This is a genomic window from Bacillus sp. EB106-07-01-XG149, from assembly GCF_058791555.1.
Genome location: NZ_JBYTDP010000007.1, coordinates 50,951 through 66,499, shown reverse-complemented (window position 1 = coordinate 66,499; position 15,549 = coordinate 50,951). Strand labels below are relative to the sequence as shown.

The 15,549-nt window shown below is 32.6% G+C and carries 10 protein-coding genes and 5 pseudogenes; 6 read left to right on the top strand and 9 right to left on the bottom strand.

Annotated features, from left to right (window positions below):
- Positions 1 to 81: 81 nt before the first annotated feature.
- Positions 82 to 1,030 (bottom strand): annotated as a pseudogene (locus AC3WTA_RS23305) (MFS transporter); the annotation flags it as partial.
- Between the two features lie 228 nt (positions 1,031 to 1,258).
- On the opposite strand from AC3WTA_RS23305, the gene AC3WTA_RS23300 reads away from it, so the two are divergent.
- Complete coding sequence (locus AC3WTA_RS23300) at positions 1,259 to 2,209, top strand: nucleoside hydrolase (protein ID WP_001170289.1); 951 nt, start codon at positions 1,259 to 1,261, stop codon at positions 2,207 to 2,209.
- A gap of 180 nt (positions 2,210 to 2,389) precedes the next feature.
- Here the strand turns inward: AC3WTA_RS23300 and AC3WTA_RS23295 are convergent.
- The 3 genes and pseudogenes from AC3WTA_RS23295 to AC3WTA_RS23285 all read right to left on the bottom strand — a co-directional run.
- Positions 2,390 to 2,956: pseudogene (locus AC3WTA_RS23295) on the bottom strand (FMN-binding negative transcriptional regulator).
- Positions 2,957 to 3,119: 163 nt separating this feature from the next.
- A complete protein-coding gene (menA, locus tag AC3WTA_RS23290) occupies positions 3,120 to 4,031 on the bottom strand; it encodes a 1,4-dihydroxy-2-naphthoate polyprenyltransferase (protein WP_000536390.1) in 912 nt (303 codons plus the stop codon).
- 195 nt (positions 4,032 to 4,226) lie between these two features.
- Positions 4,227 to 4,436: pseudogene (locus tag AC3WTA_RS23285) on the bottom strand (alpha/beta fold hydrolase); the annotation flags it as partial.
- 329 nt (positions 4,437 to 4,765) lie between these two features.
- On the opposite strand from AC3WTA_RS23285, the gene AC3WTA_RS23280 reads away from it, so the two are divergent.
- A complete protein-coding gene (locus tag AC3WTA_RS23280; RefSeq protein ID WP_000101439.1) occupies positions 4,766 to 6,121 on the top strand; it encodes an RNA-guided endonuclease TnpB family protein in 1,356 nt (451 codons plus the stop codon).
- Positions 6,122 to 6,410: 289 nt separating this feature from the next.
- Here AC3WTA_RS23280 and AC3WTA_RS23275 read toward each other — a convergent pair.
- Positions 6,411 to 6,519, bottom strand: a pseudogene (locus AC3WTA_RS23275) (alpha/beta hydrolase); the annotation flags it as partial.
- Entirely contained in the window at positions 6,516 to 7,523 is a 1,008-nt protein-coding gene (locus AC3WTA_RS23270) for a CgeB family protein (RefSeq protein WP_000654565.1), read from the bottom strand. The gene AC3WTA_RS23270 and the pseudogene AC3WTA_RS23275, both read right to left, overlap by 4 nt.
- A 347-nt stretch (positions 7,524 to 7,870) precedes the next feature.
- On the opposite strand from AC3WTA_RS23270, the gene AC3WTA_RS23265 reads away from it, so the two are divergent.
- From AC3WTA_RS23265 to AC3WTA_RS23250, 4 genes and pseudogenes are all read left to right on the top strand, one after another.
- Positions 7,871 to 8,626 (top strand): ABC transporter ATP-binding protein, encoded by a 756-nt coding sequence (locus AC3WTA_RS23265; protein ID WP_078183324.1) that lies wholly within the window; start codon positions 7,871 to 7,873, stop codon positions 8,624 to 8,626.
- Between the two features lie 23 nt (positions 8,627 to 8,649).
- Positions 8,650 to 10,620, top strand: coding sequence for an FtsX-like permease family protein (locus AC3WTA_RS23260; RefSeq protein WP_000522535.1), 1,971 nt, complete (start codon positions 8,650 to 8,652; stop codon positions 10,618 to 10,620).
- 78 nt (positions 10,621 to 10,698) lie between these two features.
- A pseudogene (locus tag AC3WTA_RS23255) lies at positions 10,699 to 12,288 on the top strand (ATP-binding protein).
- Entirely contained in the window at positions 12,257 to 12,871 is a 615-nt protein-coding gene (locus AC3WTA_RS23250; protein ID WP_000612316.1) for a response regulator transcription factor, read from the top strand. Before AC3WTA_RS23255 ends, AC3WTA_RS23250 begins: the two are co-directional and overlap by 32 nt.
- Before the next feature lie 92 nt (positions 12,872 to 12,963).
- Here AC3WTA_RS23250 and mntA read toward each other — a convergent pair whose 3' ends face one another.
- From mntA to AC3WTA_RS23235, 3 genes are read right to left on the bottom strand one after another with little or no spacing between them, the layout of a single operon-like run.
- Positions 12,964 to 13,899: a manganese ABC transporter substrate-binding protein/adhesin MntA gene (gene mntA, locus AC3WTA_RS23245; protein WP_000669575.1), complete on the bottom strand. Its 936-nt coding sequence runs from the start codon at positions 13,897 to 13,899 to the stop codon at positions 12,964 to 12,966.
- Positions 13,900 to 13,916: 17 nt separating this feature from the next.
- Positions 13,917 to 14,783: a metal ABC transporter permease gene (locus AC3WTA_RS23240; protein WP_000706177.1), complete on the bottom strand. Its 867-nt coding sequence runs from the start codon at positions 14,781 to 14,783 to the stop codon at positions 13,917 to 13,919.
- Positions 14,780 to 15,529, bottom strand: coding sequence for a metal ABC transporter ATP-binding protein (locus tag AC3WTA_RS23235; protein ID WP_000343004.1), 750 nt, complete (start codon positions 15,527 to 15,529; stop codon positions 14,780 to 14,782). The genes AC3WTA_RS23240 and AC3WTA_RS23235 overlap by 4 nt, the downstream gene beginning before the upstream one ends.
- Positions 15,530 to 15,549: the final 20 nt, after the last annotated feature.

Below are 15,549 nucleotides of genomic sequence, written 5' to 3'. Positions count from 1 at the left end.
AAGAAAAAGCAAATGACCTCCATATTAGATCACTTGCTTTTTCTCTCATCATATACTTTCTAAACAACTCTATAATCTATTCTAATTATGTGCTTCACTTTCAAATTTTTGAGTTGCCACTTTTTTAGGCATAAAACATGCAAAGATTAATGCTACGAAAGATAAGAATAACATAAATAGTTACGCATCACTTGAGCCGAAAATAGAAGATAATTTCGCTAGTTGAATAGCTGTAATGTTTCCTTTTTCCAAAGATAACTCTGCAGCATGTGAAGTTGCTTGAGTCGTATATATAGTAATAACAACTGCTGTTCCAATAGCACCGGCTAATTGACGAATCGTATTATTTACCGCTGAACCATGTGAACCTAATTCTCTAGGTAAAGCATTTAGTCCTGCTGTATTTAATGGCATCGAAATAAAGCTTAACCCAATTCGTAAAATAATAGTGCGCACCATTACATACATATACGTTGTGGATTCAGTTAAATCAATTACACCCCACATCGAAATAATATATTAACCCTGTAATAAAGAGTGGTTTTGCTCCGTATTTATCATACATTTTACCTGTAATAGGTGATAAGAATGCATTAATAACAGCTCCAGATAATAGAAATAAACCTGATTCAAATGCGGTAAAGCCTCTTCCGTTTTGTAAGTATATCGGTAAAAGAATTAAATCAGCATACATAATCATCGTGATGAGTACGTTTATCATTGATGTAAGAGTAAAAATTTTATACTTAAATACGGATAAATTTAATAGTGGATCGTTACACTTTATTTGGCGTAAGCAAAATAAAGTGTAACAAGTACCCCGGTAATAATTGTTGTAATAACAATCGGATGATCCCATCCCTTACTTCCTGCACTACTAAATTCAAATAAAATACAACCAAAATCAATCGTTGATAAAATGACACTTACAAATATCCAATCTTGCTTTTGTCGTATCTGCAACGTTCATTAAATATTTCAGTGCAAGAATAATGACGATTAATACAAATGGAGCTAAATAAATAACTATCTAGCATTTAAATCCTATTTCGCTACGTATATTGGGATAGTACCAGATGACTATCAACTTAAGAACGGAAGCTTACGTTTGAACATAATATCAAATTTAGATGAGCAAGACTATTTCAAGTGAATAGAATGTACTCTTTCAGAATACATAAAATATATATACACAAGCTTAGCCTGATTACTTCATCATTAGTGAAAGTAGGATTATATAAATTTTGGAGGAAAAGTTATGCAAAAAAAGGTTCTCCTGTTTACAGATTTGGGGATTGACGATGCGTTTGCTATACTGTACACCTTTTTTCGTAAAGATATTCAACTTGTAGGAATTGTAGCCGATTATGGAAATGTATCAAGAGAAAATGTAATAAGAAATATTAACTATTTGAAATACATTGCGGGAAAAGAAGAGATACCTGTATTCCTTGGTGCTTCTGTACCATTGACAGGTATCTTGATTCAGTATTTCCCTGAGGTACATGGAAAAGTTGGATTAGGGCCTATTATTCCACCTGAAATTTCATATCCAGTTTATCCTTTAAATGATATTTATCAAGTTATAGAATCAAATTTGGAAGATCTTACAATTATCAATTTAGGAAGACTTTCTTCGCTAGCTACGACTTTTGTATTGAATTTAGAAATAATGCGAAACGTAAGAGAATGCATTTGCATGGGGGGAGCTTTTTTCTATCCAGGTAACGTAACTGCTGTAGCTGAAGCTAACTTTTACGCCGACCCTTATGCAGCAAACTTAATTCTGCAGCATGCACAGAACTTGACAATTATCCCTTTAAATGTGACTCAACATGCGATTGTTACACCCGAAATGGTCCAACAAATCGATGCATTTCATCGAAATACACAGGATCTTGCAGGGCTCATCCTCAAACCTATGTTAGACTATTATTATAATTTCTATTCCAAGTCTAATCCTGGTATAAGTGGAAGCCCTATGCATGATTTTGTAACAGTGTGGTATTTGCTGAATCAAGAGGCTGTTGGTCTTTCAAGAGTACCCATTAAAGTAATTCCTGATCAAGGAGAAGGATTTGGTCAAAGTATTGCAGACTTTCGTTTTGTTACTAATCCAGGCTATAAAACGCATAATGTAGCTTTTCAGTTTGATTATGAAAGATTCAAGAAGGATATTATGGAAACGTTCTTAAAGAAGAGAGTGTAATAGACTTTATTAACTTCAGATAATACGGATTATGTGAATGAAATGCCACTTCACTTAACGTACAGGAAATCTACTTTTTATATTTCTCATTCAATTAAAGTAACTATATCTTAAAAAATCATAAAGTGTCCTATAGCACTGATTTATAATTTTAACCCTCTTTGTCATCACCTTTGCCATTTACTGAGAATCAGGATTTTTTTTCGCTTGCAATTTATCAACGATATTAGAATAATCTTTCTCCTTACGATTCTGGCTTAAATTATATGCAGCTTGAACTTCTTGCACTTTAATTTTAAATCCAACAATTCCTTTTACTTCTCGTTCTAATAACTAAGGAGAAAGTTCATCCCATAAAACTATATTTTCACGATTTTCTTCATACTTTTTTAGCATCATTGCTAGTTCTTCTATTAATTTATCTATCTCTAAAATGCTTGCTGTACCCTATACATGAATGGCCTGATAATTCCATGTTGGAACTTCTTCCTTTCTATACCGAAAAGAGGAAATATAAGCGTGTGGTCCTTGAAACACAACAAGCACATCTCCATGATCCCCGAATATTTCCAACCGATTATTTCCATAGGCCATATGCCCAATAATATAGTAATCATCACCTTTTTTATTTAACCCCAAAGGCAAATGAATGGCAATTGGTTTCCCTTGTTCTGTTATGACAATCGTACCAAAAGAGTTTTTTTAAAAAACCTCATCAAAATCTCTGATCTTAAATTTTTTTGGAATATCCCCCCTTTTAACAAAGTTATTTAAAGGAGATAATTAAGTGATCTCTAGTGTTATAGTACAACTCAAATTTACAACATTAAAGAAATCAAAAATAAAAACCCCAATCTCTCTACATTAAAATTGAGAAATTAGGGTTAAGTTATTTAACAAGATTTTTTATTTAAAACAAGTAGCTAATTAATAATCCTGCTGATAATAAGAAGCCGAAAATCGTATTTGTCATCGCTGTTGATTTCATTGCGATGCGCATATACCCGGGATCTTTTGCTCCTTTTTGGAAGCTTTGAATAGCAGAGATTGGCTTTCTCAAACCTAGGAACATAACTAATGCCCAAGGGCTTATATAACCCATCAATACAATCACCGCGATCCATAAATAAGCAATGAAAAAGGCTACAGCTAGTGTTACTATTGCTTTTTCTCTCCCGAGGAGGATTACTAATGTCTTTCTTCCACCTTTAATATCTTCTTCGATATCTCGGATGTTATTAGACATGTTAATTGCACCGACTAAAATTCCAATTGGAATGGAAATCAATACACTTTCAATCGTTATCGTATTCGTTTGAATAAAGAAAGCAATGAGTACAAAACATGTCCCCATTAACAATCCAGAAACTAATTCTCCAAACGGAGTGTACGCAATTGGTAATGGACCACCTGTATATAAGTAGCCAACCGCCATCCCAATTAAACCAATAACGACTAACCACCAGCTGCTATTCATACAAATATAAACTCCAATAATTGCTGCTACTACATACAATAAAAGCGCAACTGTTAACACATTTTTTGGTTTCAATCCATGACGGACAATTCCACCACCGATGCCAACAGAATCAGCGGTATCTAATCCACGTTTGAAATCATAGTACTCATTAAATAAGTTCGTTGCTATTTGCAATGCTAAACATGCAACCATCATCGCAATAAATAAAAGCCAATGAATGTCTGTAACATACAGTGATGCTACTGTTCCTAAAATTACAGGAGAAAACGTCGCCGTTAATGTATGCGGGCGCGTCATCTTCCATATTAATTTAGCGGAACTAATTTCTTTTTCTGTCCCCATAACTCTGTTCAAGCTCCCAACATTTTAAGTATAAATTACTAGCAGTATCTTTCTATCTATGTTCTGCCACGCATCTATTATATCAAAAAAAGAATTGGCGATAGAACTGTAATGCTCTTGCTTGTCCTTCTTTCACTCTTGAATTAAGTTTTTCAAAAGAAAATCCGTTGCTCAAATTCGAACAACGGACCTTCTTTATATGAACCAATTTAAAACATCCTCGGCAATCTCTTCTGGTCTATCCCAATGCATTAGGTGCCCTGTATCTGTATACAGCTTCGTCGTAATATCAATATGCTTTCTAAATTCCGTAATTTGTAATTCTCTTATTTTCAAATAATTATCTGGAAGATCGCAATACACCAATAAAATATCGCTTTTAATTTTATGAGATTGCAACGTTTTATCTTTTTCGGCAAGAAGACTCCATCTGATTTGTGTTACGGGTGAAACCCAACAATTCAGGTGGAGATGAATTGCCGTCAGAAGGTAGGCTGAACTCTTTTGTTTCGTTCATAACAATGTTCCCGGGACCAATATTTGTTTCTTTTTGTCTTACGATACAATCTGCTCTTAGATAAGGAGGGAATATATCGTAAGACAACGAAATTGGATAATAATAATCATCCGGTTACTTGCACCAAAAGGAATTACGATGAAGACTTTTTTTACATTTCGTTCCAAATATTGAATTATCAAAAGTAATGAACATTCTAAGAACGGTGGTGAAAACAATGGCTAGAAAGAAAGCAGTGAAAGTATTACGTAAACAAAAGAAACGAGAAAACATGCAACGATTCACGCAGAAACAGAATATCGGACGAGCTTGCCTTACGGCTAAAGAATTTCGCTTACTGCAACGCATGTCACATAGTTCTAAAGCGTTGCGAAATGTTGGATTGTACATGATTAAACAAAGTTACTTGGATCATAACAAGATGGCTACTGTAAAAGAAGTGGACACTGCCATGCAAGCCGATATGAATTACTGGGGCATGCAATCAAACTCTGTCCAAGCGATTCGTAGAGCCTTATTTACAGAAGTGAAGAGCTTTTTTAAAGCGTTGAAACAGTGGAAGAAAAATCCTGAGAAGTTCACAGGGCGTCCGAAGTTTCCAAATTATTCTCGTTCCACTGACAAACGAATCATTGAAATCTATCAAGTTCCTAAAGTGGATGAGAAAGGGTATTGGATGATTCCGATGAATGTTGCATTCAGAAAAAAATTCGGTTCCATTAAAATACGTATGCCTAAAAACGTAAGAAATAAAAAAATCTCCTACATTGAGATTGTACCGAAGCAAAAAGGTCGGTTCTTTGAGGTGCATTACACATATGAACTGCACGTTTCTCAAATGAAGAAACAATCCACGACTACGAGTAACGCTTTGAGTTGCGATTTAGGTGTAGATAGATTAGTAAGTTGCGCAACAAATACAGGTGATACTTTCTTAATTGAAGGGAAAAAATTAAAATCCATAAACCAATACTTCAATAAAATGATACGTAATCTACAACAGAAAAATGTTGAAAACGGAATTTCAAAACGAGTTGTAACGAATAAAATGGCTGCACTTTGGCATAAACGAGAACGACAAATAAATGGTTACATTTCACAAACGGTAGGCCTGTTGTTTAAAAAAGTGAAAGCATTTGGCATAGATACGGTTGTCGTAGGGTATAACGCTGGTTGGAAACAAAAATCTGATATGGGGAAAAAGAATAATCAAAAGTTTGTTCAAATCCCATTTTATAAACTGATTGCAGCAATTGAAAATAAATGTATAAAAGAAGGCATCCGATTTTTTAAACAAGAAGAAAGCTATACTTCAAAAGCTAGTTTTCTGGATAAAGATCCGGTTCCAGTTTGGTCTAAGGATGATAAGATGCATTATCTTTTTAGTGGCAAACGAATGACTCGTGGCCTGTACCAAAGTAAGGCAGGAACATGTATCCATGCTGATATTAATGGTGCATTGAATACATTGCAAAAATCAAGAGTTGTACAATTGGATGACAACCTCAAAGTGAAAACGCCGATTCTATTAGAAGTTCAAAAACGTAAGGCTGTTGCTTCGCGCATAGCTTAGTGGGTGCGTCAACCATCCATGTGTACTCGACTTGTCGGGGCTTGTAGCACACGCCGGATTCATCTGAGTGGTGGCTTCTTCCAGAAGGAAGAACTGCTCTTTTTCGAAAGGGTGGTGCAAGTGGGAAAACAATCGTTCGTTGCCAGTACCAACCAAAAACATACTTGGGGTGTTACCGTAAGGTGGCATGAATGTTAGAGCGTCAGACTGTCTAGCGATAGACGAAAAGACCTAGCGTTCGAACTCAAGCCCCTACTGAAACGTTTCATCTCAGTGGGGGTAGTTGACACACCGTATATTGAAACTTAATTACACTTCTATCGGTATCGTCAGTAGCATGCCATTTCACTTTAATTATCTTCTTCTCTCATTAAATCATAAACCGCATGTTCTATTAATGATTAGACTGCATCTTCACGCCTATGAAATTAATATAGTTTAATAATTGTAATATACGTCTATCATATGTGTGATTCTTCAAAGTTCTATTCAGCCCATTTTTTGCTATTTGTTTTCTCTCTTGTACATGTTCCAAATAATACTCCGCTTTTTGTATAAACTCCGGTGCACTATTAAACGTTTCTATTTCAACGCCTGGTATGTAATGCTTTGCTACATCTGGGCGTATATCAGTTAGTTGAAAAGAACCTACGGCATTAATTTCAAATGTCCTATTATTTACTGAATAGGCTTGAATATTTGCAGCATTACAATTCAATTCCTGATCATTTGGTGAACGGTGTAAATTTATATTAATTTTAGTCGATACGTAAAATTGTAACGCATCTTCATACTTCGCAAGTGGCAAGAGTTGTATTTTATCCTTTAATCTCTCATAATTCTTTAATTTCTCCCAACCGAACCCCACAATTTTTATGTTTTTTTCTGCTAAATACTCTGAAATAGAATCAACAAAGGTAAGTCTATTTTCAAATGCTGTACCTATAAAACTAAGATCATACTTATATGTATCCCCTTTATGAGAAGGTTTAAACACATCTTGATTTGCTGCTAACGGAAGATGAAATACATTGTTACATCCTAACCCTCTATAAAATTTGATACAATTTAAATCTTGCGTAAATATGTAATCATAATACGGCACAAGATGTTGTGTTACATCCGTATAATACGGATCATCTGTCAGCCAAAGTCCAGTAGTAAAACCGGCACTCTTTAGTACTGGCATGACACTAATAAATCCCTCGCTTAAACCACTGAGTACCAAAATAAAATCCGGTTTCATTTTTAATGCGGTTTCTATCGCTCGTTCTGGGTTCACCATAATTGTATTACTGTTTACCTTTTGTAAACTATTCAAAATTGCTTCTTCAATCATTGGATAATAAAAAGGAATGCCTGATTGAATAAATAAGATTTTCTTAGGCGTATTGTCTTTCATGTCATCCCCCCCTATTTCTACATAATCAAAGTGCAGGAAAATTAGCAGTCTTTATTCATTTTTATGACATCTTACTTTACATGTATAAGCAACGTTTATGTCCATTATGTTGCACTTCCCTCTTTTCACAGGCTAATGACCATACTTCTTTTATTCATATCCTTATCATGATGTATCTATTATTTTTTATTACTTATACAACTTCATAAAAGACAAAACAAAATTATTTTTCTCCACTTATTATCAGTTACACCATTTCGTAATACAAAGTTGCGCTTTTTACTCATGCTTCTATATATATCAAAAGATACACTTTATATATAAATAGACGAAAAGGAGTAAATCAAATGAATGCATTAGTATCTGCAAGGGATGTAACAAAGATTTATAACAAAAACCAATTACCTGGACTTAATAAAGTTTCATTTGATATTAAAGCGGGCGAATTTGTAGGTATCATGGGGGCCTCTGGATCTGGAAAAACGACTTTATTAAATATTTTATCCACTATCGATACACCTACAGATGGCGATGTTTTTATAAACGGGGTCAATATCCAAACGCTTAACAATAATAAATCTGCTGATTTTAGGAAAGATTATTTAGGTTTTATTTTTCAGGAGTATTTTTTACTTAATAGCTTAACAGTAAAGGAAAATATTGCGGTTCCCCTTACTCTGTTAAAAAAATCACCAAAGGAAATTGAATCAACAATAGAAAGTTTAGCACGGCGTTTTGGTATATTTGAGCAATTAAACAAGTATCCTAGTCAACTGTCGGGTGGACAAAAACAAAGAGTTGCAGCTGCAAGAGCCCTTGCGAAGCAACCTAGTATTTTATTTGCAGATGAGCCAACAGGCGCATTAGATTCAAATTCTGCAACAGAACTACTTCAAAAATTAAAAGAGGTAAACGAGGAGCTTCAAACTACAATTTTAATGGTAACTCACGATGCCTATGCAGCTAGTTTTTCTAGTAGAATTTTAATATTCAAAGACGGGAACATTATAAAAGAATTAAAGAAAAATAAGCAAAATAGAAAAGAATTTTTTGAAGAAATATTAAAAGAAATCTCTAAAATTGATGAACATCGATATAACTAGAAATATGAAAGGAAGATTGAACTGTGGGCTTATTTACAATCGCAAAAAAGAATTTAAAAAATAACTTCTCCTTCTATTCATTCTATTTTATTTCAGTAGCTTTTGTACTGATGGTATTTTTCTCCTTTATCTCTTTTTCCATGAACGACATTGTTATGGAAAAAATTTCGTCTGACGGTAGAGTAGAAACAATGTCAAAAACGGTGGCGATCTTTGTTATGGCATTTGTACTATTCTATATGTCATACTCTAATACATTTTTTATGAAAAAAAGAATGAACGAGCTCGGCATTTACTCCCTTTTAGGATATAGAAAATCAACGATGCTAACACTGTTAACTTTTGAAAATATTGTCATTTGCTTTGTTGCCTTACTTGTAGGAATTATTTTTGGTTCTATTGCTCATAAAGGAATTGTGGAAGCAATAATTAAAATACTAAAATTACAAATAAATACTTCTAAAGTACCATTTATTAATCTTGATGCCGTGCTATTCACCTTTGTTTTTATTTTTGCTGTTCTCTTTGTTTTATCTTTATCAAACTGGATTATCCTTCGAAAAAGTTCTTTACTAACTTTAGTACGTATGGAACAAAAGGAAGAAAATAAGTTAAAAATTAATACAGCTTTTTCACTACTAGGATTATTCTTAATTTTAATTGGCTATTTCTTAGCTATCGATATTACACGAGGCACAAAATCATTGTGGAAAACAATTGGCTTTTCACCAATCGCTCTCGTGACAATGTTCAGTGTAATATTAGGGACAATCTTCTTTATTCATTCTTTTTTACCATATACGATTCAAAAGCTAAAGAAAAATAAAATATGGTTTTATAAAGAATCCAATATTATTGTCATCCCAAACTTTATATTTAAAATCCGTTCAAAAGCAAAAACATTAATTTTGTTAACATTATTAACCGCTGGAACTTTAGCTATTTTCAGTTCTACTCTACTGACACTTTACTATCCGGTTGCCGCTACAGAACGTATCGTACCTTCAGCTATTGAATTTCCATTAGAAAATAAAGAAGTAGCCAATAAAGCACTACAAACTGTACAAAAAACTATCGGTAAAGAAAGTATAAACTATACCGAAACAACCATTATTAACGTGAAATCTAATTCTGACAGTTTACCAAAAGAATATAGTATAAAAAAGGAGAACGGATTTGATCTTATCTCTGAGTCTGATTACAGAGAGTTAATACATGTTCAAGATAAAAATGTAGAATTTAATCATTTAGCTAAAGATGAAAGTATACTAGTAAAATATCGTCCTGAAAAAGAAGACCTAGATAAAGGGAAAATATATACTTTAAACGTAACTCCTACAACTAGTATAGACGTTAAAGTGAAAGACACTACATTACTTAATCCCATTGGATTTGCAAATAGTGTAGGAACACTTATTATCTCGGATCAACTGTATAAAGAAATAAAAACTTTAGAGCTACCACAAAAAACGATAGTGAGTTTTAATGGAAAAGATATGAGGAATAATAAAGCAGTTTATGAACATGTAGCCCCACTATTTAAAAATAATATGTATTTTACAAGCAGTTACCAAAAAAATGATTATATTATTCAGCAAAATAGTTCAACGTTCTTACTCATTAGTTTCGTTACTATCATTTTCTTTATTGCAACAGGCAGTATTCTCTATTTTCATAACCTTTCAAGTATGATGTCAAATAAAAATGAATTTATTATCTTAAATAGAATGGGCTATAACAAAAAGAAGATAAAAAGAATAATAAGTAAAGAGATTTTCAGCTTGTTTAGCATTCCATACATATTAGGATTAGCACATAGCATTTTTGCATTAGTTGCCTATAAAACCGCGTTAATGGATGACCTATTAGGAAAAAGTAGTGCGTTTATATTACCAATTCTTTTCGCCGTAATCATTTTTACTGTTGTATATATCGTTTATTATTTGTTAACAAAAAGAGCATGTTATAAAATTATATTTAACAATAAAAAATAGACACTTAAAAATAAAGCTGATGATAAATAAAAAACATCAGCTTTATCTGTATGTAATCTAACAAAGGTAAGTGAATTTATGAAAAACTACTATGAGCAAAAACAAATTTTAATTTTAATTAACCAACTTTGTATGATTATTTTTTATGCTATGAATTTTCAATGAACAATATTATAGGAACAGCAAAATTACTCCCTTTACTGTTTATAACGATCATGTCCATTTATGGATCATATATTAGTTTTATCAATTTAAAAAACAATACTCTATTATCACAGTTTTCGAGTTTACTACTTTTTACTTCTTGGCAGTTTTTACTTACACTGAATGATGAACAGATTTTCCGTACGTTCAGTACACTGCTTAGTGTCTTGATTCTATATAAGATCGTGCAATTTATACTCCTATTCTTTTTCCAAGATTCTATTTATAGTTATAAAAAAGAAAAGGATTGGATTTTACGAGTTATTTGTTTACTAACATTAGGCGCATACTTAATAAACGATAGAATATTTTCCGTTCTATTTTCATTTCAATGGCTTATTAGTGTTAGTTGTATTATTTTTCTGTTCCTGCAACATTACAAACGAATACAATTTGTTTGTAAAAGTGAAAAAAAGCATTTACTTAAATCTACTGCAATTCTTATCGTTCCTTTTATCGTATATGTTACGTTATTTGGAAAGAGCCCCGAATATGTAAATAATTTAGGATGGTACATAATAATTTTGTTCCCCCTATTTAGTATTCATGCAATAGCTTTTAAAAATCATATGTCTATGAAACAGTATTTCCCCTTAAAAAAAGGCGCGATCACTTTTATGTTTTTATGCATTTTTATTTTTATGAGTGTACTTGGGGTACTATTTCAATTTCATATGATAACTTATTTCATTTTTATACATACAATTATTTGGTTCGTTCAGCTTTATTTCACATTATTATTTCAAGACACAAAAAACACTATCTCAAATTTGAATACAAAAGAATTAAAAACTTTACCAGATAGTTCTTATGTTCATAACTTAGTACAAATAATGAAAGAAGAACAATTAAAAAGTGGATTTTCTAATTATTTACACGATGAAATACTACAAGACATATTAGCTGTTAAAAATATGATGAACAAATCTAACAAAAAAGAAATTCATGACATGATCGTAGCGACACTGGACAACTTAAGTCATACAATACGCATTGAAATGCAGGAGTATCATCCAACTCTATTAAAAACACTTACACTAAAAGAAAATTATCGTAACTTACTCAAAATGATACAAAAAAAAATATGAAATGAAACATGTTAATATATCCTTTACGTGTAATGACGACTTATTTTTAGTAGAACCCTATCACCTTGTTATATATCGAATTTTAAAAGAACTAGTAACAAATGCATTCAAACATTCAAATTGTTCACAGATATATTTACATTTAACACAAGAAAATGATGAAATTAAACTTATTGTGAAAGATGATGGTAAAGGTTTAGCAACTACCGAAGCAGATATACTAAATGGTCATAAAGGATTGAATTCAATTAAAGAACAGCTACTTTTATTGAATGGTGAAATGACCATTTCAAATAGTAATCCTTCTGGTTTATGCATTACTATTTTTATTCCGATGAAAGGAGATGATTCCTATAAACATTTTATTAATAGATGATCACACTTTGTTTGCAAAAAGCTTAGAAATAGCCTTAGAAGATTATCCTGAAATAGATGCCTTTCACTCATTACAAAATATCGAAAATGTCATTACAATTATCAATCAGTTTAAACCAGATATTATCTTACTAGATATTAATTTGAGCAATATCAGTAGTGAAGATGGTTTGGAAGTAGCTAAAATGATTTTGGATAGTAAATGTAATACAAAAATAGTTATATTAACCGGTTATGATTTACCTGTTTACCAGTATGAAGCTCAAAAATTAGGTGTAAGTGGTTTTATTAATAAAAATATTTTACCTGAAGTATTGGTGCAAATATTAAGTGACATTAATAAAGGCGCATTTCATTTTCCAACCTCTACAGAAATAATTGAAGAATTAACTCATAGTGAAAAACAAATTTTACAATTACTATGTGATGGCTATAAGCGCAAAGAAATTGCTTCTATGTTATACGCTAGCGAACGTACAATCTCTAATCACATTCAACACGTATTTGATAAATTAAATGTTTCCTCTTCTTTAGAAGCTGTTACGAAGGGAATAAAATTAGGTTATATTCAGCCTAATTATTAATAAAACATGATACATGAAAGAAGAGCCAATTCACTCACATGAATTGGCTCTTTCTTATCGTATAAAATCTCAATAGTTACACTAGCTAGATTTTATTTCTGTAACCCATTAATAATGGTATCTGTATTCCATTTCATCATTTTCAAGTAAGTATCTCCATCCTCACCTGTTTTACCTAGTGAGTCTGTAAAAATTGTACCTGCAATCGGTACGTTTGTTTCTTTTGAAACAGTTTCCATACTACGTCGATCTACACTTGTTTCAACAAATAAAGCCGGAACTTTGTTTGTTTGAATTAAACTTACAACATCTCTAATTTGATCTGGAGTACCTTGATTTTCTGAGTTAATTTCCCAAATGTATCCCGTCTTCATATCATATGCTTTTCCAAAGTATTTAAAAGCACCTTCACTAGAGATTAAGAAACGTTTTTCTTCAGGGATTTGATGAATTCTGTTTACTGTCTCATCATGTAATTTTTGAAGTTCTGCTACATACTTATCGGCATTTTTAGTATAGAACTCTTTATTTTTAGGATCTTCTTTAATTAATGCTTTCTTCACATTTTCAGCGTATACAATACCATTTTTAATATTCATCCAAGCATGTGGGTCTGGTTCTTTTTCCAATCCTTTTGTTTCTAAATAAATAGCTTCTACACCTTCACTTACTTTATAAACAGGTGCATCTTTCTCTGATTTATTTGCCGTTTTTAATAGTTTTTTAAACCATGCTCCGCCCTCTTCAAGGTTTAAACCATTGTAAAAAACCATATCTGCATCTGTCATTTTCATAACATCTTTTGGTAGTGGATCATATTCATGCGGGTTAGCTCCAATTGGAACAAGACTATGAATCTCAACTTTATCTCCACCAATTTGCTTCACCATATCATATATAATGGAGTATGTAGTTACAACTTTTAATTTCCCACTTTTCTCTTCTTTCCCATTTGTGTTACTCGAACACGCTGTTAATGCAAATACGAACATACAAATTACCGATAATAAAATATTTTTAAATTTCATCATTATCCTCCAATCAATTATGACAACTCTGCTCTATTTTTTCTAATTTTGATAGCTCTCCAAAATAAACCTTGTGACGGTGAGAAAAAGAATGCCAATGCAAACAAGAATGTTGCAACAAGAACAATCGTTGCACCTGAAGCTAGATTATAAGAGAAACTAAAATATAGCCCTACTACAGATGAAAGCGCTCCGATACCTGCAGCTAAATAAATCATGACCCATAAACGGTTTGTTAATAAATACGCCGTAGCCGCCGGTGTAATAAGCATAGCGACAACTAAAATAATTCCTACAGTTTGAAGCGATGCTACTGTAACCATTGTAAGTAGAATCATTAAGCCATAATGAATCCATTTGTTCGGTAATCCGTAACTTTGCGCCATCGTTGGATCAAAAGTAGATACAAGTAATTCTTTGTAAAACAGCATCACAAGCCCAATAATGACCACTCCGATAATAAGTGTCATCCACATATCAGAAGAACGAACTGATAGGACATTTCCGAATAAAATATGATACAAATCAGAACTACTCTTCATAAAGGTAATTAAAATAATCCCTACAGCGAAAACAGATGTAAACATAATCCCTATCGCCATATCATGTTTAATTCGACTATTTTGACTTACAAATCCGATTCCAACTGCAGTAATAACACCTGTTAAAACCGCCCCTATAAAATAGTTCATACCAATCATATAAGAAAGGGCTACGCCTGGAAGAACAGCATGTGAAATGGCATCTCCCATTAAAGCCATACCTCGTAAAATAATAAAACATCCAATTACGCCGCAAATAACGCCTACCATAACGGAAGTTAATAACGCTTTCTGCAGAAAACCGTACTGCATTAATGCATCTATAAATTCTACAATCTTCATGATGAATGTACCTCCGCTACATTATTAAACAATATGCCGTGATTTACATACGCTTTTGACATAACAGTTGGTTCTAATACTTGCCTTACTTCTCCGTAATGAATTAAGCTCTTATTCAATAATAGTAATTTATCAAAATAGGACTCTGCTTTACTTAGGTCATGATGTACAACAACAATTGTTTTTCCTTCTTTACGTAATTCTCTAAGAATTTTAATAATTGTCTCTTCACTTGTTACATCAATTCCAACAAACGGTTCATCTAAGAAGAATATCTCCGCCTTTTGTGCTAATGCTCTCGCTAAAAAGACACGTTGTTGTTGTCCACCTGAAAGCTCACCAATTTGGCGATTTTTAAACTCTTCCATGCCGACCTTTTTTAAACATTCAAATGCCCAATCTCGATGCTCTTTCTTCGGTCTTTTCATCATCCCTAAAGATGGATACGTTCCAATTAGCACCACATCTAAAACTGTAATCGGGAAATCCCAATCGATATCACTTCTTTGTGGTACATAAGCAACATGCTTTCTAGCACTTCGAATATCCTCCCCAAGAACTTGAACATATCCCTTATCACTTGGAATTAGATCTAAAACAGCTTTCATTAAAGTAGATTTCCCCGCACCATTTGGACCAATAATTCCAACGAGCTTCCCTTTTTCAATATCGAAGGAAACATTTTGAACTACTTGATTCCCTTGATAAGATACAAACAAATCTTTAACAATTATAGCCTCATCCATTTTTTATGCATTCCCCTTTC